Source organism: Burkholderia sp., from assembly GCF_018375725.1.
Classification (GTDB): domain Bacteria; phylum Pseudomonadota; class Gammaproteobacteria; order Burkholderiales; family Burkholderiaceae; genus Burkholderia.
The window spans coordinates 52,852-75,587 of sequence record NZ_JAHACR010000002.1 but is presented as its reverse complement, the minus strand read 5'-3'; the positions used below and the strand labels follow the sequence as shown (position 1 = coordinate 75,587).

The following is a 22,736-nucleotide window of genomic DNA, read 5'->3' as shown; positions in this document are numbered from 1 at the left end:
TCCGGGATGCCTGCTCCCCGATGAGTTAATGAACAACAGACGACGCGACGGCCCCGATGAGATTCGTCCGGCTCGCAACTCGCTGATCCGGGATACACCACGGCGCCGACTCGTATCCGGGTAACATCCGGATCGCCCTGGCACGGATGGCCGAGATGATCTTGCCGGCGAGCAACGACGAGTAGTCGTCGAGCCCTTCGACCTGGCACTCGTATCCCTCGCAAAGCTTCAGGATTGCCACCGGCTCCGGCAGAGTCGCCATCGGCAGATAGGCGTGCGGGACGTGGATCTCGCACTTGCCATACTGCTTGGTGACCGCCTTGACGTTCGCCTTGAACAGCTCGCCCGCGATCCATGTACCGGCCGCTGCACCGCGGTAATCCAGCTTCAGATGCGGCAGGCAGATCTGGTGCTGCACGGCGTAGGCCGCGAGCGTGCTGATGTGGGCGTTCGAGCAGAGAAAAATTGCCATCTTGTACTCCTCATTTGAAATCGCAAGGAGCACACACCCTGAGGGATGTGCGCCCCCACAGGGTTAAAACATGAGCGCAGCCTCGATGGCGGCTCTAAAAAAGCGAATCAGGCTGCAGCTTGAAACGTAACGCTGCCGCGCTCGATCAGCCGTTCTGCGAAGTCCTCGACCTGGTAGTTCGGATACCACCAGACGTTCCCGAGAACAACGATGCTGCCATCGTCCTGCAAATCGATTGCATCGGAGAGCATCGGCGCGTCCGTCAGGGCACCGACGTCGACAGGGGCGATCCCGAAGAGCTTCGCGTTACCCAGAAAGCCCAACTGATCGAGCATGTCGTCCAGGAACCGGACGTCATTACCACCCACGCGGTCCTTGATGTCCTCGAGTATCTCGAGGTCACGATCGTTTTCGATCAGGAACGTGAGATTTCCCGTGGCTTCGATAATGTGTTTCATGACGCTTCCTATAACTTCGGCAAGGAAGCGTCCCCGGCGGGAATGCTTCCCCACCAGGGTTGAGTTGTGAATCAGCGCCTGTCGCCTTGCGAACGAGCGGCGCTGACTTCGAAATCGAAACTGAGTTTATTCACTGCGCCGACAAACGGACAATCTTTCCCGACTTGTATGCAATAAACTCGGTCGATGTGTTCCACTGCCCGCCCGGATGCCCGAGGGAATCGGTGAACTTCAGAGCCCTCGCAACACGCTCGACTTCGGTTCCGTATTGCGACCTGTCGAGATCACAAATCCGGAACTTCATGCCCAGATCGGCAACACGCGCTCTCATTCCAGCCGCTCGGAACGCCTGTCGTACGTCCGCGCTGGTGACAGCGGTCTGAAGACCGGTTGCAGCATTGGAGCAGAGAATAGCGGCCATCTTGTACTCCTCAATGGAAATCGTGAGGAGCACACACCCAGCGGGGATGTGCGTCCCCACAGGGTTAAAAAATCGACGGTCAGCTATTGAGCCATTCGTCGCGTGTCTTGATTTTCCAGCCGAGTGCCTTGGCCGACTCGACGTAGATCTGGTACTCGTCGTCGTTCGTGCCGCGCCACCCAGCGATCCCGCGTTCCGCCAGCGTAACCTCCGCGCTGCCTTCCCGCGACATGAGCGCCGCCTCGAAGACGGCTCTGCAACGCCAGGCGATCAGGTACTCCTTGCCGGGCTCTGCGCAGTGGAGCTTCACAACATTGCCTTCCACGGCGACCGGCTCGGCACAAAAAGCCATCGTGTGTCCGTTGTAACCGTCCGGAAGAAACACGACACGCGCGGGCCGTGATGCGACGCCCGACAGCGGAGATTCCTGATGGATAGCAGGCTGGATATTCATACGCTACTCCTGAGACGAGCGAGAAGCGCCCACGCGGGAGCAACATCCCGCAGGGGTAAAATGGGGCGCACCGTTGTCGGTGCAGAGAGATCCCGGCCGAGAACACGGCCGGGAATGGCTGGTTACGGTCCAGCTACCGGGTAAATCAAGCGAAATTATACCCGAGAATTTCTTGACAGGAAGCCAAGGACGGCTCCCGACCGCCGCAGCCAGTCGGAAGGCATTCGCCCGGAGGCAGGACTTCAGCATGGGAAGAATGTGGAACGGCCCGGAAACCTGCTGCAACGGGGTTTCCGGGCCTGTCTGAAACAGCGTGGCGCGATCTTGCCGGCTTAGAAGCCCGACGTCTTACGGTTGTCGGTTTCCTGCGTGAGGGTCAGAAATTTGCCGCGCTTGTCGAAATTCACGACGGTGATGATGTCCCGCCCCGTGGCGGCACCGACGCCGACCAGCGCAAGGGCTCCCAGGTGCGCTTCACCATAGTGGAACGTGGCCGTGGTGGATCCGTCCGCGTTCGTGACCGTCTTCATCGGCTGGCCGAGCTTGGCTTCGACGTCGCTCAGCGTGCTCACGCCTTTGACGAAGCAGGTGCTGACACTGGCGTCCGGCTTGACGCCTTGCGTGAAAGAGCAGGCGGCGACGTTCAGCAGAGCAGCGGCGGCAATCGAAGCGACAAGCAGTTTGCGAATCATGTTTTTGTCCTCGTAAGCGGTTTGTATCGACGCGGGTGCGTCGGATGTAAAGTCATCTTATCGGTGGCGAGCCCGGATTCAAGTGCCCATCTTCGCCGGAGGCAGACGCATCATGCGGCGAGCAGCATATTAACGGTCCCGATACCCTTCTGCGTCGACTTCCTGGGTCCAAAACGCGAGCTCTGGCCATACCGGAAGCCGGTGACCGGGCCGTAGCGCGCAGAAGCCGGCGTGCGCGAGTCCGTTGATGCCAGCGTAGGAGCGTAAGAACAAGGCCAGTCGGATCGTTTCGCCATCCCCGTCGTACTGGTCGTCCTCGATGATCTCCTCTCGGGAGAAACCGAGGTGCAGTCCCGCCGCGAAGGCCCACGCGGTCGCTTCCGGATCGGAACTCTGAATGACCGCCCGGTAGAGCGCAGTGTCCGGGGGCAGGCCCAGTTCCCCCACTTGGCGGAACATTTCACGGCGACCGGCGTACAGGTTGCCGCACATGAGATGTCGATAGCGCCTGGGGGTGATCGCTAGATGCGCGCCCTCGTGCAACAGAACGGAAATCCGGCACGTCGGATCCACCATCAACTCGCCGCGCTCGATGCGCACGCCCTCGGTGAAGCCGGTCGCACCCGGCTCATACCGCGTCGGAATGCCAATTTCGTTGAAGAAGGCGAGTACGCGATCAAGCGTACCCGGCCTGTATTTGGGTCGTTTGTTCATTGGATCGAATATCGGCTTTCGCTGCTTCCAGCCGTCTGCCACACCCTCGTTATATCCACGGGACGCCCCGACGATACCGATAATCTCACCGGTTTCTAGACCTTTCGCGGCTCACCCAAAATGCGATCGCCCGCGCTCAAGGGCGCGGGCGACAAGGTATTGTGATGATCAGCGTGCGCGGCTCGGTGTCAGCCGGCCGGCGCCGCGGTCGCCTCGTGTCTTGGAATGACCTGCTGATCGTCACTCAGCAACCTGTTCGAGACCTGGATCATAGTGCCGACTTCGAGCTTCTTCATCGGCCGGACGAACGGTGCGAGCCCCTGACTGAGCTCGCCTGCGACCAGCTCTCCCCTCAGGCCAATGAGAAAGTCTCGCCACCAGTGATCGACGTGCGGGCCAAGATCGCGGAGACCAGCCATCTCCTTCTTCAGCGCATCGAGATTCTTGTTCAGTTGCTCAGCCTTAGCATGCAGTTCTTCACGGCTATCGCTCAACTCAATGAGCCGGTACAGTTGCCCTGGTCGGACAATGAGTTCGAACCTCTCCACGTACTCCTCGCCGCTCGTAAAGGCATCAAACAGATCTCGAAAAGCGGCCAAGTCAGCGGCCAGGCCTTTGAGGAGGTAGTCTTGTGTCTCCGGACTCCACTCGGAGTAAGGCTTAGATGCAGCGAGGAGACGATCGAGGTCGAATCTGGACGTCTCGAAATTTCGGGGCATCGCGCGTGGAATCGCGTCCCTTCCGCCGAACTGCGTCACCTCGGAGAGTCTGATCAGAATTGCCCAAACAACTCCTGCGGCGGTCTCAATCTTGCCACAGATGCTCTCTACGGCCTGTTCGTGATCATGCACCCGACCGCTTTGCTCGCGTAGATCCTTGATTCGCTCCTGCACCTTCTCGTCCATCAGGCCTCGAGCGATGCGTGATAGACAATCGGACTGCTCCAGCATGGCGAGCTCCGAGCTTCCGCTGGATATTTCCCGAGCCTCCGCCAGCAGTGCACCCGCAACAGCGCCCGGCTCTACTCTCTGCAACAGATCCATCAGCACATATGCTGCGTCGAAATCATACCCACGATCGCTTGCCATGATCCCCTCTCGCCGAATCGGTTCCCGCCACGAAGTCTCCGTCAGCATACCCGAAATGCAAACGCCCGCATCCGGTTTGGACCAGAGTGCGGGCGTCTATTTCGTGCTTTGGGGAATCAGTGCGCCAGGCTCGTGGCGAACAACTGGCGCGACACCGACTCGCGCATGGAATTCAGCTTCTGAACGCAGGCCTCGACGAGGTCCTTGTCCTTGGCTTCCTCTGCGTTTTCCTTCACCGTCGAAACGAGGAAGTACTGCCGGGGCGACTTGCTGTCCGTACTGAAACCATAGTCGGCCAGAATCCGGTCGAGACGGTCCATTGCCGATTCGCCGGATACCGCTGCTTTCACTGCGTTTTCTGCCATGACGTTCTCCTTCTGGTGCTTTGCGAAGCACTCACCCCGGACCGAGATGGGTGCCCCGCCCGGGGGAAAGGAGTCCGCCACCCTTACGGGATGGCCGGCTCCAGGAAGTCGGCCTTGCGGCCACGTCAAATGCGACCAACCAGCATCGCTGGCTGGCTGCGAACGGACACATCACGCGGCATCGAGCGCTTGGGCAGGGTCGCCGCAATGGTCCGCCGGCGCGAACGTGATTTCGTAGGGATCGACTGGTTTCGAAGCCGCACGGCCCGCGCGAACGGACGCCTCCCGCTGAGCGCGCTGTCTGGCCAGCAGCTCATCGAGATAAGCGATCGCACGCTTCTTCGATTTGCTCATGATGGATTCCTAAAAGAAAGTGACTTTTCGGAGTCCACGTTCCCTCCGGGGAAACACGGACCCCAGGGGGCTGAAGAAGGGATGGCTTACTCAGCCGTTTCCGCGATTTGCCAGCCGGCCGTGCCGAACTGGGCGTCGAGCTGGTCGCCGGTCAGGCGATCAGCGTTGTCCCGGCAGTCACCATCGGACTTATGAGGGTGAAAAAAGCCGCAGCAACCGCAGTCAATCACTTCGATGAAGGGCATCGTCTACTCCTTGATGAAAAACGCGAAGCAGACTTCCCGCGCGGGATGAATGCCCCGCGAGGGTGAGCACCGAACGGTGCGAGGAAGGTTACGGCCCAAGATCGGCCGATTTGGCTGGCTTCGGTCCAGCTACCGTGAGAATCGCCCCCATCATATCAAAAAATTTCCTGACAGGAAGCTGTGATTCCGTCGCTGCGGCCGGGTCAGTGCTGGAAAATCGCCGCGCCGATCACGACAACGACGCCGGCTGCCAAGATCGCCACGCAGACGTACCACTGCCGCTTCAACTTCTTGATCCCGGAAACCTCGTCCAAGACCTTAAAGACCTCGGCTACCTCTTTTGCGTTTGCCCGGGACACCCTGTAGTGCGTTTCGCTGACTGACACGAAAAGGTACGTATCCTCGCCAACAATCGTGCTGCCGGCCGACGTCAGCGCATTGTTCCATGCGCGCGATCGCGGCTTGACCTGCGCCGTCTCGGTCAGCCATTTTTCAATCTCTCTCTTCGAGTACACCCGGTCATCAAGCAGTTCGACCGACATTCCCTTCCCCCTAATAGCCAGTAGCCGTGACCAGGCCGATCATGCCCGCGCAGACCAGCGGTGCAAGGCCCTATTTAACTCGACAGTGCATGCACCCTATCACTGGTCCGCGCCGCACATTCTATCGCCAGAACACGTGGAGACAAGCGATCCTCATAAATGCTTTCCAGTTCCATTGAGGAACTCGGACCGCCACAAAAACAAAACCCGCCAAACGCCCCCTGAATTGGGACGTTTGGCGGGCGGAATTACCACTTCGGTTACGGGCGCGATGACTCGCCTTGCGTAACCTGGTTCCGGAGAACCAGGTTTGCGTGGCGGGCCATGTCCTCGATATGACTGGCCCGCAATGTTTCTGCGAGTCGCAGGCCTTCGAGAAACGACGCCACCTCGAACTGCTCAGTGGAAAAATTGTGCTCGACAATCCATTGGCTGCTGGACTGTCTAACGATACAGATCCACTGGCGAACCTCGTCGTTGCTCTCCACGGTCAGGCGAAATGCACCGTCCGGCAGCAGTTCGAGGCTGGGGAAAAGCTCCTGAATCGCCGCGAACATCTCCGGTGCCGCCACGAACAAAGGACGGATGGCTGCGTATTCGGCCTGGCGCTCGACCAGTTCCGGATCCGCGCCGCCGTCTCGGCGATCGTCTCGATCGGTCTCCTTCCAGTCCTCGAGGAACTGGTCGGCCAGACCGAGGAGGCGGTCAGCATCGGCTGTCGAGAAGCCCGAGGCGGCGGGCTTTGGGGAGGCGACCGCGACGGTGCTCTTGCCAACCGACAGATAGTTGATCTCCGCTTGTTGAGCGAGTTCCGCGAGAAAAGCGACATCCTTTTGAGCTGCCGTCGCGCCGGCAGGCGCCTGAAACCCGACATCGATACGAATACCGTCGTAGGCCAGGTAACCCTCGAAGGCTTCGACGACTTGGGATTGAGTGTTGTTCATGCGCTACTCCAAGTAAAGTGCGAGAAGCGCCCCCTTTCGGGAGTGAGCTTCCCGCAAGGGTGAAAAAATTCAGGCACCGGAAGTGGTGCCGACATGCCTGCCTAGCAGGCGAAAAGATCCGCAGCTCGCCGGAAATCACCGATGCCGTGCCGTGTCAGTACTGCATCCGGAAAGCGGTTTGCTCCCCCCAACACGTAGTCAAGCATCAATTCGCTTCCGATCCAGTTTCGGCCAAGCCGCTCAGCCTCAGCGCCAGTCTTGAACGAACCCGAGAACGGGTCGTAGACCGTGTCGCCTTCCATCGTGCACAGCTTGATGAAATGTTCCGGGACTGCGCCCGGAAACCGCGCCGGATGGACCGGCAGATTCTGCTCACGGCAAGCCTTCATGTAATGACTGTTCGACTCGGTATTAGCCGCGACGATCAGGTTGGGCGGAATCGCCCCGCCGTTGTCGACGTCGAAAGCGCCGGCCGACAGCTCGTGGCCACTGGGTCGTACAGCCCCCTTCTCACCACCAGCGGCAATGCGCGATCGCATGGACTCGCTGTACGGCACGAGTACCTGCGAATTGTCGGCATACGGCTCGCCGTTTGGTGCGAGCCAGTAGATCTGCTCGAGCGACGGCTTGACGCGGACGCGGCGCACGGTGACCCACTCCGCCGGCGCTGGCATCTTCGACGGGTTGTGCCAGGCGTACCGGGAACACAGCTTCCATCCCAGATCGTCTTCGAGTCGGATGATCAGCCGTTCCTGATACGTCGAAAGCATAGGCTCGCCGCTCTGGAATACGTCCCCAAGGTTGAGCACCACCGAGCCGTCGTCCGCCAGCTTCCGCGGCCACAGTTCAGCAATCCGCATCAACCAGTCGAGATACTCTTCGACCGGCTTATTGCCATACTGCTTTTCGCGCAGAAGCGGATACGGGGGCGACGTCAGGATCAGTCTGAGAGATCCGTCGTCGATGTGTGCGACGGCCTCCTTCGCTTCGCCGAACAGCGCCACGCCTTTGCTCGTCGTGAAGATGGTGATGACGATGCCAGGTGCGGCCTGACGCAGTGCGTCTCGCCCCTTGCCTGTCAACTCCCATTCGCCGCGACCAGACGAGTTGACCAGTCCCATCAAACGGGCGCGCTGCTGCGCCCACCTGACAGATCGCTGGTACACGTTGACATTTCGTCCGGCGAGTAGCGTCGTTTCCTGTTGTTCGACTTCCGGCACGCCGCACTTGAGTGCGATCGCGTCGTAAAGGTCGTGGGTATGCGCCTTGCCGCCGCCGTTTTCGATGCAGTCGAGTAACGGCAGCACAATCTGGTCTTGCGAGACCTTGCGGCGTGGCCGCGAACGAGGTTGATTCATGGTCTGCTTCTCCGGGAAACGCGAAGCAGACAACCCTGCAGGCTGTGTGCCCCGCTAGGGTTCAAGATTCGGCACCAGCTAAGGATGCCAGGATTGCAGCCGCAGAAGGGCCGAGGCTGGATACGGACCAGCTACCGTGGGAAATCAGGTTGATTGTACACGATAACTTCTTGATGGGAATCCGCCAAGCGGAGCACCGACAGTCGGGCGGTCGAGCTACTTGGCCGACGAAAATTCCGGCGCCCGCTCGAGGTCCCGGATGTCCATGAACTCCTTGAGACGCTGACGTCTTTGCCGCGGGCGCAAGTCGAAGTCCACATAAACGTGATCTTCGAAGGGGCGGCAGCACTGGGAATTGACGGTACCAGTCCACCCGGCCCGGCGGGCCTGCTCCGACTGAGGGAAGTATCTGGTTTTCACGTCGTCGGAGACGCGCACCCGATCTCCGGGAGCAAACGGATGGACTTTGGCTTGGATGTTCGTAGCACGTGAATCTCGGTCTACGTCACTGGCACTATGCTCTCTACCACCCAAAACGGCGACCGCGTCTTTTTCTCTCATCATTTTCCCCAGCAGTGCTTGTTACCGTCAGGCTAGCAAGGCGCTTCACGAAAGCAAGTCCCTTGGCCTGCAGCAATGGCGAATCGCCCCTATTCGAATCTGCCGATGCGCTTCGTGCTTCCCGGGGGAATTTATCTGGGGAGCCAACCTCATGAGCGGGAGACTACTTTTTCGCGGAGACGGGTAACGGCCCGCATCGCATCGGTTTCCTGCAGCGCAATGAATCGACCGAAGACCCCGTTGATCACCTGCACACCGTCGTAGACCTTCATACTGTCGCGGTACACGAAAGCGTCGTTCTCGCGGACGTGCCCGTTGCGCAAAAGATGATCCACCACGGCGAATATGTCGTTCGTGACGCTGCACCCACCCTCGTCCCGATCGATCACGACCGCGACCTGGTCGACGCGCTCGATGTCGATGTTGGATCGTAGCGGTATGGGCTTCCGGGTGCGTTGAACGAATTTCCCATCGCTGGCCATGGTGATGATTGTTGCCGCCGTAGCCACGATGCTCGACATCACTCCGGGCGAGAACACAGTCATCCGCCCGTAGACGTCGTGAACTTCCAGTTTCATGCCGGAATCAATATCGACGACATCGGCGCAGCCATGCTTGCGGAGCAGATCCTCCAGCTCGTCCAGGCCAAACACCACGTCGAACAGCCCTTGCCGTCGCCGTCTTATCTCGATCACATATCCTCCCCTGCCATTCGAAACCCGCGATTGAGCCATTATCCTGAACGCGCCCTCGTTTTCAATGGGCGGCAGCGTGGAATTCACTCTCCATTAACGGAGAATCCCCTCGTACAGCTTTGGGCAACCTGGGGGCATCAGGTACGTCGTGGTAAGGATCTGCTGACACGAGCCGCCGAGATTCAGGACCGGCATACCCGACAAAAGGAAAAGGCCCGTGGAACCCCCAAAACGGGTGCGCCACGGGCCGTATGAACGACACTTAAAGACAGATGTGTCGAGACAGGTGGCAGGAGATTCCCGAAGGATTCTCCTGCCCTACGCTGGTCGTGAACTTAAAAGACCGCGGGCGCCTAGCTGTTGAGCCATTCGTCGTAGGTCTTGACATTCCACCCCAACTCGATTGCGTTGGCAACGTAGATCTGATACTCGTCGTCGTTAGCACCGCGGACCGGCGTTTGACAGTCCGCCGCCGGCGTGAGCTTCGGATCAGACATACGTCACCTCCAACTGGTCGAGGCCGGCTTTCACCACCCTAGTGAAATCGCGGGGGCCGCTATTCACGGGGATGGCCTTCAGAACGGCGTCAAGTTGCTCGCCGTCGTCGCTCTCGATCATTTCGATGATTGCCGTGGCCACATCGCCGCGCACCCACCCAGCCGCATAGCGGGGCGCCGTGAAATACACGACCTTCGGACATACCGCGAAGCAGAAACTACCCACGCGACGTGTCGTGAGCGGGTTCGCATCCGCGAAGATCATCGCGGCAAGCTTAGCCTTGCGACGCTTGTCTTCGTCACCGGTTGGGTACGGAAACTGAATCATCGCGCAGGCCTGCACAAGCACGTAGCGTGAGAGAGCGTCGAGCGTCCCCTCGTAAAGCCATGGATCGTGCTGGCACAGACTCCAGCCGCGATGCTTCGAAATCGCCAGCAGTTCCATCCCCCTCCGCTCGTGCGGGTTGAGATCGAAAATCTGCGGATATTCCTGCTCGCGGATCTTGGAAGGATCCGGGGTCCACTCGAGCGCGACGTTCACGATTTCATTTTTCGTGACCTCGCGCAGCTTGTAATCCCCAATCTCGTTCCTGGCCGCATAGCTGATAGCAGCCGATGCGGACAGAAAGTGCTTGATCGCACTACCGTTTCGATACTGGATACCGTCCATGGTGACTGCTCCTTGAGTTCAGCGGAATTAGCCCTGGCGGGCGTGCTCCGCAGGGGATCATGTGAACAGTCACTTGGACGACTTGCGGATCTGCCTGCAGGCGGGTCCGAAATAAGCGTCGAAATGGTCGCCGGTCAGGCGTTCGCTGTTGTGACGGCAATCCCCGTTGGATACCTCACGGTGGGAACGGCCGTAGCTATCGAATTGCACAACGTACGTGAAAGGCATGGTCTGCTCCTAGAGGGTAGCGAAGCAGACGCCCCTCCGGGACGAATGCCCCGCGAGGGTAAGACACCAGAGTGGCGTGAATGGATGACGGCGATACAGCTGCCGTACTGGCTGGGTTTGGGTCCAGCTACCGTTGAATACGCCTTAAATATAGGCGACAAACTTCCTGACAGGAAATAAATTGCAGTGCCGATCCGCAGACCTCGCGACGTGGACCTGAAGCGATCACAGCCCGTCTGCTGAATCGGCAATTATGAGATCCGGCGGGCACCAGCCAATCCGTAGAATCCACCGCCACCGACGATCTCAGCGACCATGTGGGCCAGGGCGCCCAAATGAGGTCCGCTGGGGTAGTCGCAATACCATTCGCCCAGCAGACAAAAGGAAACGGGCTCACGAGGGCGCTGAAAATCAGCCATCAGATAATAGCCGGGTGGGGGACCGGAAAACACGCCGCCGGTGACCTCGATCCTGTCGAACTTGTAGGGGAACGCCCCCTTGACGTAGTCGCTTGCAGTTTTTGCGTCGTACATGAGTTGCTGCTCCTGGGAATTACGAAGCAGACGCCCAGCAGGACAGAATGCCCCGTATGGGTTGAGGTGAGTGACGCCGTGATGGCGTCGGAAGTTCACGGCCAGAGGCCAATTTGGCTGGTTGCGGCCCAGCTGCCGGTAGGTCGAATCTACACCGATTATACAAACACTTTTTGGTAGGACGCATCTCTTGCGTTCTCGTCAGGAAGTATCGGACACTAAGAATGAGCACAACCCATCTAGGACCGCCTAGGAATAGGATCGCTTGCAACGGCCCTAAACAATCGGCATCTGCTGCCGTAATTTACGGGCACATCCCGCACGATCGCGCTCGCCGGCTGCATTGGAGAATGAATGCTGACTCAACTACTTTCTGGAAACATCCCGCTGTCTGGGCCAAACCAGGTAACGCTTTCACCGCTGGCTGCTCTGGCTCGCATATTGGTTCTGCATGGATTCCCGGCGGGTTCTCCCGCAGGTGGTACGCCTGAAGTCGAACCGGCGCCAGTGCAGAACGAGCCGGCGGCAATACCGGACTTCGCGTACTTATTCCACGAGGAAATGTCGATGATGCCGGCAACCTCGGAGCTCGTGCTGTTCCTGCCGCAGAATGAGACCCGCCCGCATCCCGTCCGGGTAGTTGAGCGAAGCGCATGCAAGGTGAAATGGTATGCGATCGAGACCTGGCACGAGAACGTGCAGCGGTGGGTCGATCGAGACACAGCGACGAAGAAGGATGCCGCCGAAGACAAGGCGCGTGAGATGCCTTGGCTCGCCACCGTAGAAAGCGAGTAACGCAGTCACACACATTCAGCCATGAAAAAACGATTCGAATGCGGCCATTCAGGCTTGGGAAAGTTCTGCCATCGATGCGCAAACGAGGCACGTCCTGCACTGATGGCGGCAAAGGCCGCTGAGTCACGCCGGGTCCGTCACGCCGAAGCAGTGGCCATGGCGGCGGCCGAGGTCGCTGCACGGCGTGCTGCGATCGCGGATGAATCTCGCCGCGCCGCGGAGAAAGCTGCTGCGCACCGCTCAAAGCTAGTCGCGGCCGCCGCGAACGCGCCGATCGATCTGAGCCCAGCAATGCATCTGCCGGCCGTTCTCGAGCGTGCGTTAGAGGTTCTAGGCAGACTCAAGCAGGGAGCACACCCCCTTACTCTTGGCGGGAAGATGCTGACGTCCCGACGCGGCGATTTTTCGATCCCGCTGGGATTGCGATACCGCCTGCTGGTCGACGCGGCATCTCTCAAGCCTCTGAAGTTTCTCTCGCACGAAAACTACAACCTGCTGGTCTAGCCGGGCAGGCAGATTACGTCTTCCTCGCGCGGAGCGTATATCCTCGCGCCGCCCGGATACACAGGACGAATGCGACTGCGCCGGCGATCGGCAATTGAGGTGAGCACTTCGGTTCGAGCCTCATGACGATGGGGATGCTGACGGCGATGAAGACCGCCAGACCGAGAGAGAGCCAACGCTGTCGGTTATACAGGGCGAGAGACTTAATCATGGCGATGGTCACCGGATTTTCCCAATCTCGATCACGTCCACTGGCGATCATTGAGCAGCGAGGCGAACGTCCGCAATTCCGCGTCGATCCTTCGCCTGGCGATCGGTAGGTAATGCCAGCCCGGAATCGTCGGCGCTTCGATGAGCCACTGTAGCTGCCCATTGTCCCGAAAGTTTGCCGTCATATTCCACCAGTAATTTAGCGCGCCGCCGGCATGCCCATCCCCAATCATTCGGTGGATCTGCAGCGCGATCGTCTCAGGCGCCTCGAACACGACATAGGGGCGGGATGGCCGTGAGGCATGGCCCTCGCATGACCAGAGTGTGTGGACGTCCGCGATGGCGTTCAGCGCATCACATACCGGGCGAATCTTCGGTTCGATCAGATCCATGCTAACGCCGTTTCGCAATACACTCGACCCAGGAAAGCACCATAGTTAACCGCGCTCGCGCGCCGGTTGATACTTGCGCTCCAGCCATCGCTCCAGAAGCGCGCCAATGACGATCGCGGCGATCGCAGCTGGGATCCCTACTTTCCACGAGAGGGCTTGATCTTGGCACGCCACCAAAATCATCGGCGCAACGACCCAGCCCAGCAACCCGACCAACAGCGTCCAACCAGGCACGTGGCCGTCGCTTTCCTTTCCTTTCAACCCTCCGACTCTTTTCATGCCTTGTATCCCCGCAACAGTCATCCGTTTATCGGCCTACACCAGCCAAGCTTGAACCTCAATGCGAAATACTGGAGACGTCCGTTCAAGAAATCAACTCCGATTAAGGCCTGCCGAGCTATGCCCAGTACGGTTCAGCTGTTGATCTTTCAACTTGTTTCCGGACAGCCTTCAAGATAGTTCCGAATCCATCTGCCCCACTATTCCAGCCCCCTGACCTTGTCGATGGCCTCCTCAATCCGGTCGACAGCGACCACGGTAAGCCCGTCGATGGGTTGTTTCGGGGCGTTCGCCTTTGGGATCAGCGCCACCGAGAAACCGAGTTTAGCGGCCTCTTTCAGTCGTTCCTGCCCGCGCGGTGACGGCCGTATCTCGCCCGCCAGGCCGACCTCCCCAAAGGAGATCAGCCCTTTCGGCAGCGCCTTGTTTCGCATGGACGAATGGATCGAGAGCAGCACGGCAAGATCCGCAGCCGGCTCGGTGATTTTCACGCCACCAACCGCATTGAGAAATACGTCCTGATCAAAGCATGCGACGCCGGCGTGTCGATGAAGCACCGCCAGCAGCATCGCGAGCCGGTTCTGCTCGAGGCCGACAGCGAGACGCCGCGGATTTGGGGAGTGAGTGCCATCGACCAGCGCCTGAATTTCCACGAGGAGCGGCCTCGTTCCCTCCTGCGTGACCATCACGCAGGATCCCGGCACCGTCTGATCGTGACGAGACAGGAACAGCGCCGACGGGTTCGCCACGCCTCGCAGTCCCTTTTCCGTCATAGCGAACACGCCGAGCTCATTCACGGCGCCGAAGCGGTTCTTGAACGCCCGGACAAGCCGGAATGACGAATGGGTATCGCCTTCGAAATACAGCACCGTATCGACGATGTGTTCGAGCACGCGCGGACCCGCAAGGTTGCCCTCTTTCGTCACGTGGCCAACCATGATGATCGCGGTACCGGACTGTTTGGCGATCCGAGTGAGCTGAGCCGCACACTCGCGCACCTGAGCCACCGACCCCGGTGCGGAGGTCAGCGCCTCCGAATAGATCGTCTGAATCGAATCGATCACTGCCACGTCGGGCTTTTCAACCTCGATCGTCGCCTGGATACGCTCCAGTTGAATTTCCGCGAGTAGCTGAAGGTCACTGGCCTTCGAATCGTCTTCGAGCAGCGACAGGCGCTGGGCGCGGAGGGCAATTTGCGCTGCCGACTCTTCACCACTCACGTAGAGCGTCTTGCGCTCGCCAGCGATCGCGCCAAGGGATTGCAGCAGAAGGGTCGATTTGCCGATGCCCGGGTCGCCGCCGATCAGCACCACGCCGCCAGCTACGAGACCGCCACCGAGGACGCGGTCAAATTCGCCAACGCCAGTCGAGAATCGCGGCACATCAGCTGCTTCGATGTCCGCCAGCTTTTGGACCGGGGCGCTCTTTGCGAGTGACTGGAAGCGGTGCGATCCGGAACCGGTGTCGGCAGCAGTTTCAACCAGCGTATTCCAGGCGCTGCACCCGGGACACTGGCCTTGCCACTTGGGAGCGGTTGCCCCGCACTCGGTACAGCTATAGACGGTCTTTGCTTTTGCCACGGATGGTTCCTGTCAGGATTGAATCGGGAACAGCCTGAAAGGCCGTGCCTCGATGGGTTGGAACCATGCTGGCAGACAGAAGTGTGATTTCAAGGGGGCTCAGGTAACCTTCTATTGGGGGCGGCATCAGCCCCCCGCAGGTTCGACCGGTCGCCGAAGTGCCCGAGGGCACCCTATGTCGTCACGTTTCAGTGCTGAAATGCGGCGCGCTTTCGCATCCGCCCCACCGCCGCGCGATACGCATCCTCGTATTCTTCGATCTGGAGCCACAGATCGTCGTCACCGCGCTTGCGGCTCACACCTTTCGCTCGCGTCATCCATGAATCGGCCTTGGGGTCATACATCGCGTGGAAGGCGTTGAACGCGCCGCCAGTTCCCTCCAGGATTCGGCCGACGACGTAGAGGGTTTCGACTTTTGGCTGTCCTTTCTGGAAAGCAGGAACGAGATCCACGGCCTGAACCTCCAGTCCGCCGTCGTACATGAGCGAGACAGAAATCCCGGTCGTGACGCTCGCGAGTTGAGCATCCCGCGCACGCTGCGTGAAGCAGAAGCTCAGGTCGAGCACTCGAAAGATACGCCGAATCATGGGGCATTCCTCAATCGATTGCGGCCGCGCACGCGTTGGTCGGGGCCGCCAGGACGTGCCCAACCACCGGGATCATATCGAGGCCGGCTGCCGTGATCCGACACGGTGCCGCGGCAACGCCGCAACCGGAGAGTGCGGCAAAGATCGGGGCCAACAGCAATACTCGTTTCATCAGCGATTTCCTGCTCAGAAGGTTCCCAGCCGCATTGGCGGTCGACTGATTGACTATCGGCGTCATGACTGGCTACCCGGTGCATTAAATTGAACTTGACGGTTGGGCCGGATTCCCTTCGGGACCTAGGGCTAGAGGCGTTTTCGGATGAACGCCAGTCGAGCGGCCTTGTCATGGCTGAGCGTATCAGTCTGGCCGGATCGCCTGCGGATCTCCTGGCGTTCCCGTTCGACCCATTGGAGAATATCGTCAGAGTTCAGAGAGCCAGTCTCGGCTTCACTTTGAATCAAGCGGAAGCCATCGGTGTCGACCGGCTCATACTCCGAGAGCAACCCATATATCTTTCCGGAATACGTCTTGTATGGGGACCGTCGATACGCGACCACGCCCGCTAGTATGGCGGCCGCCGCGCTGATGAGGATGCCCACATCGCCACCGACGTGCCACCGGGTGTGATCCAGGCTCGCCTCGAGAGCGTTCACCAGCACCGCGTACAGACCAGCTGCAAAAAGAGCCGCATAGCCGGCCGGTCCAAGCTTGATTGGATGAGCTGCCAACTGTCGAGAAAGCCGAATCGTCGATTCGATCTTTGCAAGTTGCCGACAACGGTCCTGATCCGTCATCCGGCCGTCGGGTATGTCCTTCTTGAGCGAATCGGTCATCACGAGCTCGTGCGAATCAGCCTTCGACGCGGCGCAGCTTGACCAGATAGTCCTGGCCGTTGAGCCCATGCACGACAGCAGTATCCTCGCCGGCGTTCAGCCACACTCGCCGGTTCACCACGAGTTCGCTGCCGGAATCCTTTTCCCTCAGTTGGAGGTGGAAAGATGTGAGGCCAGACGACGTCGGCTGGATGTCGCTGACCTCCAATTTCCGATACCCGTCCAGCCCGTCGCGCGGGCCATTCGTTGCGACGAGATAGCTGAACTGCTCGTCGAAGTTCACGGACTCGCCATGCGTCAGGCGTTCGCCGAAGTTGCTGATCGCGCCGCGAGCATCTCGCCGCATCACCTCGACATCGTATCCCTTGATCGGCGTGGCCACCGCCGGCACGATCTGGCTGGGCGCGTCGATCACACCAAGCGGATCGGCGTTTACGGTCGCGGCAGAGAACAAAAGCAGGACTGCGGCAGCAGAAGCCTGGATCTGATTTTTCATGAAAATTCCTTACGGACGGTCATGCTCAGGAGCCGAGCATTAGGGATGAAGGGAAACTGGGGGCCCGCGCTGGACGATCGCCCAAATCGGCGATCACCATCTGGTCAACGTTGCTTAGCGAATTCCTTTCCGGAAGGACGATGCCTGCCGTGTCCGATTCGCGCCGCCGATAAGCCAACACACCATCGAGGAAGGCAAGCGCCCGACGTCGCGCCGCGCGGCGGGTGACCAGCCGGCGAATCCGACGTGATACTTCGCATGCACCCTGCAAACTTCCAATCAGGAATTTCGGCACGGGGCTACGTTCTGCCTCGGCTCTGAAATTGATCATCGCAGATGCCTCCCGGTTGTTTTACTTCTGTACGTTTGCGCGTTGGACTGCGAGCAGCTCCGTGAGCCTCGCAAGAATTTGCGTATCCGTGGAGTTCAGCTGATCGAGCTTACGGGTGACGCGATCGACATCACTTTCAGCCACGTACTGCCAAGATCCCGAACCGTTTTTGTCGGTATGGGCGCACTGCATCGGATGGCCGTCGGGATCATAGGCCATCAGGGGCACCGGCCCAAACCCGGAGTTGCAATGGGCACCTTGGGCTGTCGCAACGAGCGGCGTTTTGGCCACATATTGCGCATGAGCAGCCGAGAACATACCAATGGCAGCAACGAAAATGAGGAGCTTCTTCATTCTTGCCTTCCCAAAAAAGTTATTTCCCGAAGGGGCCACCTTACGCAACTTCCAAGCCCCAAACAATCGTCAAACAGGCGCTATTCAAGGGGGGAAATGTTCGAAATTTGGGTTATCGGTAAAAACTTCCTAATGGGAAGTCCTCAGCGGATGTGAGGTCCAGGAGCCCGGCTACCGTCCCCTCTTGTTTCAGAAGGCGCACTTGTTATCGTGATTTCAAGGCCATCGAGCCTAAGAACAAAGGACCATGAACACATGAAGCGCGATGCCTTTACCTACCCGCTAGATCTCGGTCACGAGTTGATCATCGATAACTTCGCCGGAGGTGGCGGTACCAGCACCGGTCTGGAAGCGGCCTTCGGACGGCCGGTAGACATCGCCATCAACCATGATCCCGAGGCCCTGGCGATGCACGCGCTGAATCACCCCAAGACGAAACACCTGTGCGAGAGCGTGTGGGATGTCGATCCCATCGTGGTTACTCAAAATCGGCCGGTCGGGCTGGTCTGGCTTTCGCCAGACTGCAAGCATTTCTCCAAAGCCAAGGGCGGTACGCCGGTTGCGAAACACATTCGGGGCCTTGCCTGGGTTGGCTTGCGCTGGGTTGCTCTGACCAAACCGCGAGTTCTCATGTTAGAAAATGTTGAGGAGTTCAAAACATGGGGTCCGCTAATTATTGGCAAGGATGGCAAAGCTTTTCCCGATCCGAAGCGAAAAGGGAAGACGTTCAACAGCTTCGTCCGCCAGTTGCGTGAACATGGATACACCGTGGACTGGCGCGAGTTGCGCGCCTGCGACAATGGTGCCCCAACGATCCGCAAGCGCCTGTTCCTCGTGGCTCGCCGCGACGGGTTGCCCATCGTGTTCCCCGAGCAGTCTCACGGCGACCCCGCCTCGCGCGAGGTTCTGGCCGGCATGCTCTCTCCGTATCGCACCGCAGCGGAATGCATCGACTTTGATCTCCCGGCGGAAAGCATCTTCGACCGAAAAAAGGAGCTCGCTGTCAACACGCAGCGCCGAGTGGCCAAGGGTCTCTGGCGCCACGTGCTTGCGAGCGCAAAGCCGTTTATCGTCACAAATACGAGCGGGCACCCTGGCGCTGGATCGGATCAACCGTTGCCGACGATCACCACCGGCAACCATCACATGCTGGGCCAGCCCGTGTTGAAGCCGCTGATGACGAGCGTCTCGAGTGCCGGTGGCTGGAAGTACGAACCCATTTTCCCGACGCCGCCGGCTACGGCAGAACGGCCTCATGAATTCCACTGCACCACTTGTGGCAACACCTTTCCGTCATGGCAACCCGAGGATGCTGGCATCCCGGGAGCATGCCCGACCTGCGGCAACGAGACCGGTATCTACCCCCTCGACGGCGCATTGACGGCTCCGTTCCTGACGGAACACGCAAATGCCAGCAACCAGCGCACCATGCCTGCCGACGAGCCGCTGCGTACGATCTGCGCTCAAGTCAAAGGAGGGCACTTCTCCGTCGTCTCACCGGCGTTCGCACCGCTCGTCGCGGAGCGCGGCAGCATCTCGCCCGACACGCCGGCGCACGATGAGGGCTTCACGGAGCAGGACGTGCGCTTTTTCCAGCGGGTCAATGAGTTCGACGCGGCCGTCGATGCAGAGCAGATGGCTGCATCCACGATCGTCACTATGCGCGGCACGAGCGAGGCCCATCTCGGCGCCGATAGCGTCGAGCAGCCGCTTTCGACCGTGTCCGCCGGCGGCAATCATCACGCACTCGCCGGCGCGCACCTGATCACGATCGGCTACGGGGAGCGCGCGGGTCAGGAGCCTCGTACCCAGACCATCGAAGGACCGCTCGGCACGGCTGTCGCAGGGGGCGTCAAGCAGGCGCTTGTCGCTACGCATATCACGAAGTTTCGTACGGGCAGCGCGGGCAGCGACATGAACAAGCCGATGCCAACCGTCACCGCGAACAGCTTTATCAAGCGCCCTGGCGGCAGTGCGCCGCTCGGGGTGGTCGCTGCACATCTCACGCACCTGACGCACCATGGCGAGCGCGCGGGCACCTCGCCTGCTCAGCCTCTGCCAACGGTGACTGGCGCGCACCGCGGCGAGCAGGCACTCATCGCGGCCAACCTGATCGATATCGGGCACGGTGAGTCCTGTGGTACCGACGCGAAGCGTTGGAGCAGCGGTGTCCGCTCCGTGGAAACGCCCCTCAATTCGGTGACAGGGAGTAGCGTGCCTAGCGCCCTAGAATCGGCATTCCTCGAGCAAGCCAACGGCGGATTTTGGGCCGAAAACGATGGTCGCCCGATGGGGGCCCCAGTATCCACGATCGCCTCGAAGGGCGCGAACCAGCGTCTGGTGACCGCCTGCCTGGTCAAGTACTACAGCTCTGGTGGTCAGTGGCAAGCGGTCAACGAGCCGATGCATACCCTGCCGACGAAGGCGCGCATGGGGCTCGTGGAAACCGTACAGGTTCCTGCCGACTGCCTTGCAGAAGAGCACCGCGAGAAGGCCCGCCGCTGCGCGGAGCTGCTGCATGAGCACCTGCCCGAGCAGTTCCCCGCCGGCGCCGAAATGATCCTGATGTCCTACGACGGCATCCTGTGGGTGCTGGCTGACATCACCCTGCGGATGCTCAAAGCACGTGAGTTGTTCCGCGCGCAGTCCTTTCCGGAGAACTACATCATCCACGAGATTCCTGATCCGAAGCTGCTGTTCAAGGATGGAGTGCAAGTCGCGGACCCGCTGTCAGTGCCGCGTATTCCGCTGTCGACCACGGCTCAGATCCGGATGTGCGGGAACAGTGTCTCGCCTGTCCAGGCGGAGGCTCTGGTTCGAGCCAACTTCGGCCACGAGCGACTGTTCGCCCGCACGGCTGCTTGATCGAGGCGAAAATGTCGATGAAGATCACCACGAACGCTTGCCCGGTCCAACGCTGGCGCCTCGGCCGAGACTACTGGCGCGTTGATCGGGACGAAGGTTTCCGGAAGCAGGACTACGCCGTCGACGTGATCAGCGATTCCGTCGCGAAACAGTTTGTCGTCCAAAATCACTACTCCGCCAGCTATCCCGCCGCGATCGAGCGCGTGGGCCTGTTTCGCGGCACGGAGCTCGTGGGAGTTTGCGTGTTCAGCGTGCCTATGAACAACGCGGCAATCCCGAAGTACACCGGCCTGCCCCCGTCCGCCGGTGTCGAACTCGGTCGCTTCATATTGGTGGACAGCGTCCCGTACAACGGCGAGACGTACTTCCTCAAACGGGCGTTTGCTGCACTCCAACAGTCCAAGCCCCAGGTCAAGGGCGTGATTGCCTACTCCGATCCGGTGCCGAGGCACACAGCTTCCGGGCGGGTTGTCCTTCCGGGCCACGTCGGCATCATCTACCAGGCCGGTAGCGCCCGCTACGTCGGGCGGTCGGCCTCCCGCATCCTGCACCTTTCGGCGAGCGGGCATGTGCTCAGCCCCCGGGCGATCTCGAAGATCCGCCGGCAGGAGCAAGGCGCCCAGGGAGCGGAAAGGAATCTGGTGCGTCTTGGTGCTCCGGAGCGAGGATTCGGGCAGGAGCCGGCGGAATGGATCGATCAGGTGCTATCCAGTGGGACGTTCGCCCGCGTCAAGCACCCTGGCAACCACTGCTACGTCTTCAGCATCGGTCGACCAGGAGAAAAGCGGTTGCTCGAGCGTACATTCGCGGCGGCAAAGCCCTACCCGAAGATGCTCGACCCTCAGCAGCAAGCTCTTTCGCTTGCAGCCGCCTGAAGGCGTCGATCTGAGGCCCGGGGACTACCTGGACACCGTTCTGAAATTGAGTGGATTCGGCATTCACGGACAGCAACTCTGCCCGGCAGTCCAGCTATCGCTTCCGGTCGAACCCACTCTCCATCAGCCGGAGAAGTCCGATCCGGATTGGGCCCAAGATGATCAGCACGATCGCGAACCACAGGATTATCCCGTCGAAGCCTAGAGGCTCATTCCAGAATCGGTGTTTGAACCATAGACAGAACAGCAGCGCGCCGCCCGCGATCACGCAGAAGATGAAGTACCCGACAAAGCGTCGCGAGGTGTGGTGCCAATCGAACGGCCCGGGGGGCTTGTTCCGCCGACGCCGACCGCCGTTCTCGTTCTTCATGCTTCCTGTCCGGATGTGTTGACACCCGGATGATACATCTCGTCTGCTCGCTCCGCGCATGGCCTTGAAACGCGAACTTCCCCAGGTATCGTGGATTTCATGACAAACGGAACCATCATGCACGACACCAACCAACCCCGCCTCGCCCTGCTTATCGACGCAGACAATGCATCCGCATCGGTCATTTCCGAAGTGATCAAGGCCGCCTCGAAGTTCGGCAAGGTGATCATCCGCCGCGCGTTCGGCGACTGGACCACCTCGAACCTCGGTAGCTGGAAATCGCAGCTCCACCGCAACGCGATCCAGCCGGTGCAGCAATTCGCGTACTGCTCGGGCAAGAACGCTACCGACTCGGCCCTGATCATCGACGCCATGGACACCCTCTACACGGAGAACGTCGACGGCTTCTGCATCGTCTCAAGCGATAGCGACTTCACTCGCCTGGCGACGCGCCTGCGTGAGTCAGGCAAAGCCGTCTACGGTTTCGGCGAGCGCAAGGCTTGCGAAGCGTTCGTGGCTGCGTGCGACACGTTCACGTGGGTGGAGGACCTGAGAACGCCGGCGGAGCCGCCCAAGGTCACGCCGCAGGTCAAGGCCGACATTCAAGGGCTCTTCGCGAGCGCCGTGCGCGCCGCGTCGAAGGATGGCAACTGGGTGAACCTGTCTCACGTCGGCGCCGAACTCCGCAAGGCTCAACCGGGCTTCGATGCACGCATCTATGGTGCCTCCTCGTTAAGCGTCCTCGCGAGCAGCCAGAAGCACATCGAGTGCCGCCGCGTTCCGGATGCGCCGGGAAGCCAGAATACCCATCATGAAGTCCGGCTTCTTCCCGGAAAGAATCACACCATCGTGGAAATCGACGAACTGGCCGTCGCCTAGCCCTAGCGCAGTCGCGTTCAAGGAATCCGGATTGGATCGGAGACAAGCACGAAATCTTTCGTGAACTTCAGAGCAAACACGTGCGGTTGCATTC

The 22,736-nt window shown here is 60.0% G+C and carries 32 protein-coding genes; 5 read left to right on the top strand and 27 right to left on the bottom strand.

All coding sequences use genetic code 11. The features are described from left to right. Positions 1-25 precede the first annotated feature (25 nt). The 17 genes from KH616_RS01240 to KH616_RS01160 form a co-directional block, all read right to left on the bottom strand. Entirely contained in the window at positions 26-472 is a 447-nt protein-coding gene (locus KH616_RS01240) for a hypothetical protein (protein WP_080324317.1), read from the bottom strand. Between the two features lie 107 nt (positions 473-579). Beyond that, positions 580-930 (bottom strand): hypothetical protein, encoded by a 351-nt coding sequence (locus KH616_RS01235; protein ID WP_046196230.1) that lies wholly within the window; start codon positions 928-930, stop codon positions 580-582. A 130-nt stretch (positions 931-1,060) separates the two neighbouring features. After that, positions 1,061-1,351: a hypothetical protein gene (locus KH616_RS01230; protein WP_285518496.1), complete on the bottom strand. Its 291-nt coding sequence runs from the start codon at positions 1,349-1,351 to the stop codon at positions 1,061-1,063. A 79-nt stretch (positions 1,352-1,430) separates the two neighbouring features. Next, positions 1,431-1,805 (bottom strand): hypothetical protein, encoded by a 375-nt coding sequence (locus KH616_RS01225; RefSeq protein ID WP_080324319.1) that lies wholly within the window; start codon positions 1,803-1,805, stop codon positions 1,431-1,433. Between the two features lie 332 nt (positions 1,806-2,137). Next, the gene (locus KH616_RS01220; protein WP_046196227.1) at positions 2,138-2,497 is read right to left on the bottom strand and encodes a hypothetical protein; all 360 of its coding nucleotides are present in this window, start codon (positions 2,495-2,497) and stop codon (positions 2,138-2,140) included. A 129-nt stretch (positions 2,498-2,626) separates the two neighbouring features. Beyond that, positions 2,627-3,211, bottom strand: coding sequence for a hypothetical protein (locus KH616_RS01215; RefSeq protein ID WP_046196226.1), 585 nt, complete (start codon positions 3,209-3,211; stop codon positions 2,627-2,629). Positions 3,212-3,399: 188 nt separating this feature from the next. Continuing rightward, positions 3,400-4,299, bottom strand: coding sequence for a hypothetical protein (locus KH616_RS01210; protein ID WP_131754397.1), 900 nt, complete (start codon positions 4,297-4,299; stop codon positions 3,400-3,402). Between the two features lie 116 nt (positions 4,300-4,415). Continuing rightward, positions 4,416-4,664 carry a hypothetical protein gene (locus tag KH616_RS01205; RefSeq protein WP_021158934.1) on the bottom strand — a complete coding sequence of 83 codons (249 nt, stop codon included), beginning with the start codon at positions 4,662-4,664 and terminating at the stop codon, positions 4,416-4,418. Positions 4,665-4,835: 171 nt separating this feature from the next. Continuing rightward, positions 4,836-5,018, bottom strand: a complete 183-nt coding sequence (locus KH616_RS01200) for a hypothetical protein (protein WP_046196224.1) — start codon at positions 5,016-5,018, stop codon at positions 4,836-4,838. Positions 5,019-5,104: 86 nt separating this feature from the next. Beyond that, positions 5,105-5,263: a hypothetical protein gene (locus KH616_RS01195; protein WP_165487672.1), complete on the bottom strand. Its 159-nt coding sequence runs from the start codon at positions 5,261-5,263 to the stop codon at positions 5,105-5,107. 203 nt (positions 5,264-5,466) lie between these two features. Continuing rightward, entirely contained in the window at positions 5,467-5,805 is a 339-nt protein-coding gene (locus KH616_RS01190; protein WP_046196223.1) for a hypothetical protein, read from the bottom strand. Positions 5,806-6,065: 260 nt separating this feature from the next. Beyond that, complete coding sequence (locus KH616_RS01185; protein WP_080324321.1) at positions 6,066-6,749, bottom strand: hypothetical protein; 684 nt, start codon at positions 6,747-6,749, stop codon at positions 6,066-6,068. 101 nt (positions 6,750-6,850) lie between these two features. Then, on the bottom strand, positions 6,851-8,107 hold the full coding sequence (locus KH616_RS01180) for a site-specific DNA-methyltransferase (RefSeq protein ID WP_292233011.1): 1,257 nt from the start codon (positions 8,105-8,107) through the stop codon (positions 6,851-6,853). 710 nt (positions 8,108-8,817) lie between these two features. Further along, positions 8,818-9,450 (bottom strand): hypothetical protein, encoded by a 633-nt coding sequence (locus KH616_RS01175; protein ID WP_131754395.1) that lies wholly within the window; start codon positions 9,448-9,450, stop codon positions 8,818-8,820. A gap of 266 nt (positions 9,451-9,716) precedes the next feature. Further along, entirely contained in the window at positions 9,717-9,860 is a 144-nt protein-coding gene (locus KH616_RS01170) for a hypothetical protein (RefSeq protein WP_155836207.1), read from the bottom strand. Further along, entirely contained in the window at positions 9,853-10,530 is a 678-nt protein-coding gene (locus KH616_RS01165) for a hypothetical protein (protein WP_046196220.1), read from the bottom strand. Before KH616_RS01165 ends, KH616_RS01170 begins: the two co-directional genes overlap by 8 nt. A 479-nt stretch (positions 10,531-11,009) precedes the next feature. After that, positions 11,010-11,291 (bottom strand): hypothetical protein, encoded by a 282-nt coding sequence (locus KH616_RS01160; RefSeq protein ID WP_046196219.1) that lies wholly within the window; start codon positions 11,289-11,291, stop codon positions 11,010-11,012. A gap of 354 nt (positions 11,292-11,645) precedes the next feature. Here KH616_RS01160 and KH616_RS01155 point away from each other — a divergent pair, with 354 nt between their 5' ends. Beyond that, positions 11,646-12,086, top strand: a complete 441-nt coding sequence (locus tag KH616_RS01155) for a hypothetical protein (RefSeq protein ID WP_143262276.1) — start codon at positions 11,646-11,648, stop codon at positions 12,084-12,086. A gap of 21 nt (positions 12,087-12,107) precedes the next feature. Then, positions 12,108-12,590, top strand: coding sequence for a hypothetical protein (locus KH616_RS01150; RefSeq protein WP_143262274.1), 483 nt, complete (start codon positions 12,108-12,110; stop codon positions 12,588-12,590). A 242-nt stretch (positions 12,591-12,832) separates the two neighbouring features. Here the strand turns inward: KH616_RS01150 and KH616_RS01145 are convergent, their stop codons facing one another. The 9 genes from KH616_RS01145 to KH616_RS01105 all read right to left on the bottom strand — a co-directional run bounded on the left by KH616_RS01145 (position 12,833) and on the right by KH616_RS01105 (position 17,653). Continuing rightward, on the bottom strand, positions 12,833-13,192 hold the full coding sequence (locus tag KH616_RS01145; RefSeq protein ID WP_046196216.1) for a hypothetical protein: 360 nt from the start codon (positions 13,190-13,192) through the stop codon (positions 12,833-12,835). A 45-nt stretch (positions 13,193-13,237) separates the two neighbouring features. Beyond that, entirely contained in the window at positions 13,238-13,471 is a 234-nt protein-coding gene (locus KH616_RS01140; protein WP_080324334.1) for a hypothetical protein, read from the bottom strand. A gap of 200 nt (positions 13,472-13,671) precedes the next feature. Further along, positions 13,672-15,051 (bottom strand): DNA repair protein RadA, encoded by a 1,380-nt coding sequence (gene radA, locus KH616_RS01135; RefSeq protein WP_080324325.1) that lies wholly within the window; start codon positions 15,049-15,051, stop codon positions 13,672-13,674. A gap of 188 nt (positions 15,052-15,239) precedes the next feature. Further along, positions 15,240-15,638 carry a hypothetical protein gene (locus KH616_RS01130; protein WP_046196213.1) on the bottom strand — a complete coding sequence of 133 codons (399 nt, stop codon included), beginning with the start codon at positions 15,636-15,638 and terminating at the stop codon, positions 15,240-15,242. Between the two features lie 10 nt (positions 15,639-15,648). Next, positions 15,649-15,810 (bottom strand): DUF6726 family protein, encoded by a 162-nt coding sequence (locus KH616_RS01125; RefSeq protein ID WP_165487670.1) that lies wholly within the window; start codon positions 15,808-15,810, stop codon positions 15,649-15,651. A 131-nt stretch (positions 15,811-15,941) separates the two neighbouring features. Then, a complete protein-coding gene (locus KH616_RS01120; protein WP_046196211.1) occupies positions 15,942-16,472 on the bottom strand; it encodes a hypothetical protein in 531 nt (176 codons plus the stop codon). 16 nt (positions 16,473-16,488) lie between these two features. Next, complete coding sequence (locus KH616_RS01115) at positions 16,489-16,968, bottom strand: hypothetical protein (RefSeq protein WP_131754388.1); 480 nt, start codon at positions 16,966-16,968, stop codon at positions 16,489-16,491. Positions 16,969-16,993: 25 nt separating this feature from the next. Then, positions 16,994-17,299, bottom strand: coding sequence for a hypothetical protein (locus KH616_RS01110; RefSeq protein WP_285518488.1), 306 nt, complete (start codon positions 17,297-17,299; stop codon positions 16,994-16,996). 21 nt (positions 17,300-17,320) lie between these two features. After that, positions 17,321-17,653 (bottom strand): hypothetical protein, encoded by a 333-nt coding sequence (locus KH616_RS01105; protein WP_131754387.1) that lies wholly within the window; start codon positions 17,651-17,653, stop codon positions 17,321-17,323. A 255-nt stretch (positions 17,654-17,908) separates the two neighbouring features. Between KH616_RS01105 and KH616_RS01100 the strand changes: the two genes are divergently transcribed. Both KH616_RS01100 and KH616_RS01095 read left to right on the top strand, forming a co-directional pair. Next, a complete protein-coding gene (locus tag KH616_RS01100) occupies positions 17,909-20,518 on the top strand; it encodes a DNA cytosine methyltransferase (protein ID WP_292232995.1) in 2,610 nt (869 codons plus the stop codon). An 11-nt stretch (positions 20,519-20,529) separates the two neighbouring features. Next, positions 20,530-21,393 carry a hypothetical protein gene (locus KH616_RS01095; protein WP_046196257.1) on the top strand — a complete coding sequence of 288 codons (864 nt, stop codon included), beginning with the start codon at positions 20,530-20,532 and terminating at the stop codon, positions 21,391-21,393. Between the two features lie 94 nt (positions 21,394-21,487). On the opposite strand, the gene KH616_RS01090 is transcribed toward KH616_RS01095, so the two are convergent. Beyond that, complete coding sequence (locus KH616_RS01090) at positions 21,488-21,763, bottom strand: hypothetical protein (protein WP_046196207.1); 276 nt, start codon at positions 21,761-21,763, stop codon at positions 21,488-21,490. A 117-nt stretch (positions 21,764-21,880) separates the two neighbouring features. Between KH616_RS01090 and KH616_RS01085 the strand changes: the two genes are divergently transcribed. Next, the gene (locus KH616_RS01085; protein ID WP_292232992.1) at positions 21,881-22,642 is read left to right on the top strand and encodes an NYN domain-containing protein; all 762 of its coding nucleotides are present in this window, start codon (positions 21,881-21,883) and stop codon (positions 22,640-22,642) included. Positions 22,643-22,736 lie beyond the last annotated feature (94 nt).

Coding starts and splice junctions, on each gene's coding strand:
- KH616_RS01240 (WP_080324317.1), bottom strand. CDS start 472: ATGGCAATTTTTCTCTGCTCGAACGCCCACATCAGCACGCTCGCGGCC.
- KH616_RS01235 (WP_046196230.1), bottom strand. CDS start 930: ATGAAACACATTATCGAAGCCACGGGAAATCTCACGTTCCTGATCGAA.
- KH616_RS01230 (WP_285518496.1), bottom strand. CDS start 1,351: ATGGCCGCTATTCTCTGCTCCAATGCTGCAACCGGTCTTCAGACCGCT.
- KH616_RS01225 (WP_080324319.1), bottom strand. CDS start 1,805: ATGAATATCCAGCCTGCTATCCATCAGGAATCTCCGCTGTCGGGCGTC.
- KH616_RS01220 (WP_046196227.1), bottom strand. CDS start 2,497: ATGATTCGCAAACTGCTTGTCGCTTCGATTGCCGCCGCTGCTCTGCTG.
- KH616_RS01215 (WP_046196226.1), bottom strand. CDS start 3,211: ATGAACAAACGACCCAAATACAGGCCGGGTACGCTTGATCGCGTACTC.
- KH616_RS01210 (WP_131754397.1), bottom strand. CDS start 4,299: ATGGCAAGCGATCGTGGGTATGATTTCGACGCAGCATATGTGCTGATG.
- KH616_RS01205 (WP_021158934.1), bottom strand. CDS start 4,664: ATGGCAGAAAACGCAGTGAAAGCAGCGGTATCCGGCGAATCGGCAATG.
- KH616_RS01200 (WP_046196224.1), bottom strand. CDS start 5,018: ATGAGCAAATCGAAGAAGCGTGCGATCGCTTATCTCGATGAGCTGCTG.
- KH616_RS01195 (WP_165487672.1), bottom strand. CDS start 5,263: ATGCCCTTCATCGAAGTGATTGACTGCGGTTGCTGCGGCTTTTTTCAC.
- KH616_RS01190 (WP_046196223.1), bottom strand. CDS start 5,805: ATGTCGGTCGAACTGCTTGATGACCGGGTGTACTCGAAGAGAGAGATT.
- KH616_RS01185 (WP_080324321.1), bottom strand. CDS start 6,749: ATGAACAACACTCAATCCCAAGTCGTCGAAGCCTTCGAGGGTTACCTG.
- KH616_RS01180 (WP_292233011.1), bottom strand. CDS start 8,107: ATGAATCAACCTCGTTCGCGGCCACGCCGCAAGGTCTCGCAAGACCAG.
- KH616_RS01170 (WP_155836207.1), bottom strand. CDS start 9,860: ATGTCTGATCCGAAGCTCACGCCGGCGGCGGACTGTCAAACGCCGGTC.
- KH616_RS01165 (WP_046196220.1), bottom strand. CDS start 10,530: ATGGACGGTATCCAGTATCGAAACGGTAGTGCGATCAAGCACTTTCTG.
- KH616_RS01160 (WP_046196219.1), bottom strand. CDS start 11,291: ATGTACGACGCAAAAACTGCAAGCGACTACGTCAAGGGGGCGTTCCCC.
- KH616_RS01155 (WP_143262276.1), top strand. CDS start 11,646: ATGCTGACTCAACTACTTTCTGGAAACATCCCGCTGTCTGGGCCAAAC.
- KH616_RS01150 (WP_143262274.1), top strand. CDS start 12,108: ATGAAAAAACGATTCGAATGCGGCCATTCAGGCTTGGGAAAGTTCTGC.
- KH616_RS01145 (WP_046196216.1), bottom strand. CDS start 13,192: ATGGATCTGATCGAACCGAAGATTCGCCCGGTATGTGATGCGCTGAAC.
- KH616_RS01140 (WP_080324334.1), bottom strand. CDS start 13,471: ATGAAAAGAGTCGGAGGGTTGAAAGGAAAGGAAAGCGACGGCCACGTG.
- KH616_RS01130 (WP_046196213.1), bottom strand. CDS start 15,638: ATGATTCGGCGTATCTTTCGAGTGCTCGACCTGAGCTTCTGCTTCACG.
- KH616_RS01125 (WP_165487670.1), bottom strand. CDS start 15,810: ATGAAACGAGTATTGCTGTTGGCCCCGATCTTTGCCGCACTCTCCGGT.
- KH616_RS01120 (WP_046196211.1), bottom strand. CDS start 16,472: ATGACCGATTCGCTCAAGAAGGACATACCCGACGGCCGGATGACGGAT.
- KH616_RS01115 (WP_131754388.1), bottom strand. CDS start 16,968: ATGAAAAATCAGATCCAGGCTTCTGCTGCCGCAGTCCTGCTTTTGTTC.
- KH616_RS01110 (WP_285518488.1), bottom strand. CDS start 17,299: ATGATCAATTTCAGAGCCGAGGCAGAACGTAGCCCCGTGCCGAAATTC.
- KH616_RS01105 (WP_131754387.1), bottom strand. CDS start 17,653: ATGAAGAAGCTCCTCATTTTCGTTGCTGCCATTGGTATGTTCTCGGCT.
- KH616_RS01100 (WP_292232995.1), top strand. CDS start 17,909: ATGAAGCGCGATGCCTTTACCTACCCGCTAGATCTCGGTCACGAGTTG.
- KH616_RS01095 (WP_046196257.1), top strand. CDS start 20,530: ATGTCGATGAAGATCACCACGAACGCTTGCCCGGTCCAACGCTGGCGC.
- KH616_RS01090 (WP_046196207.1), bottom strand. CDS start 21,763: ATGAAGAACGAGAACGGCGGTCGGCGTCGGCGGAACAAGCCCCCCGGG.
- KH616_RS01085 (WP_292232992.1), top strand. CDS start 21,881: ATGCACGACACCAACCAACCCCGCCTCGCCCTGCTTATCGACGCAGAC.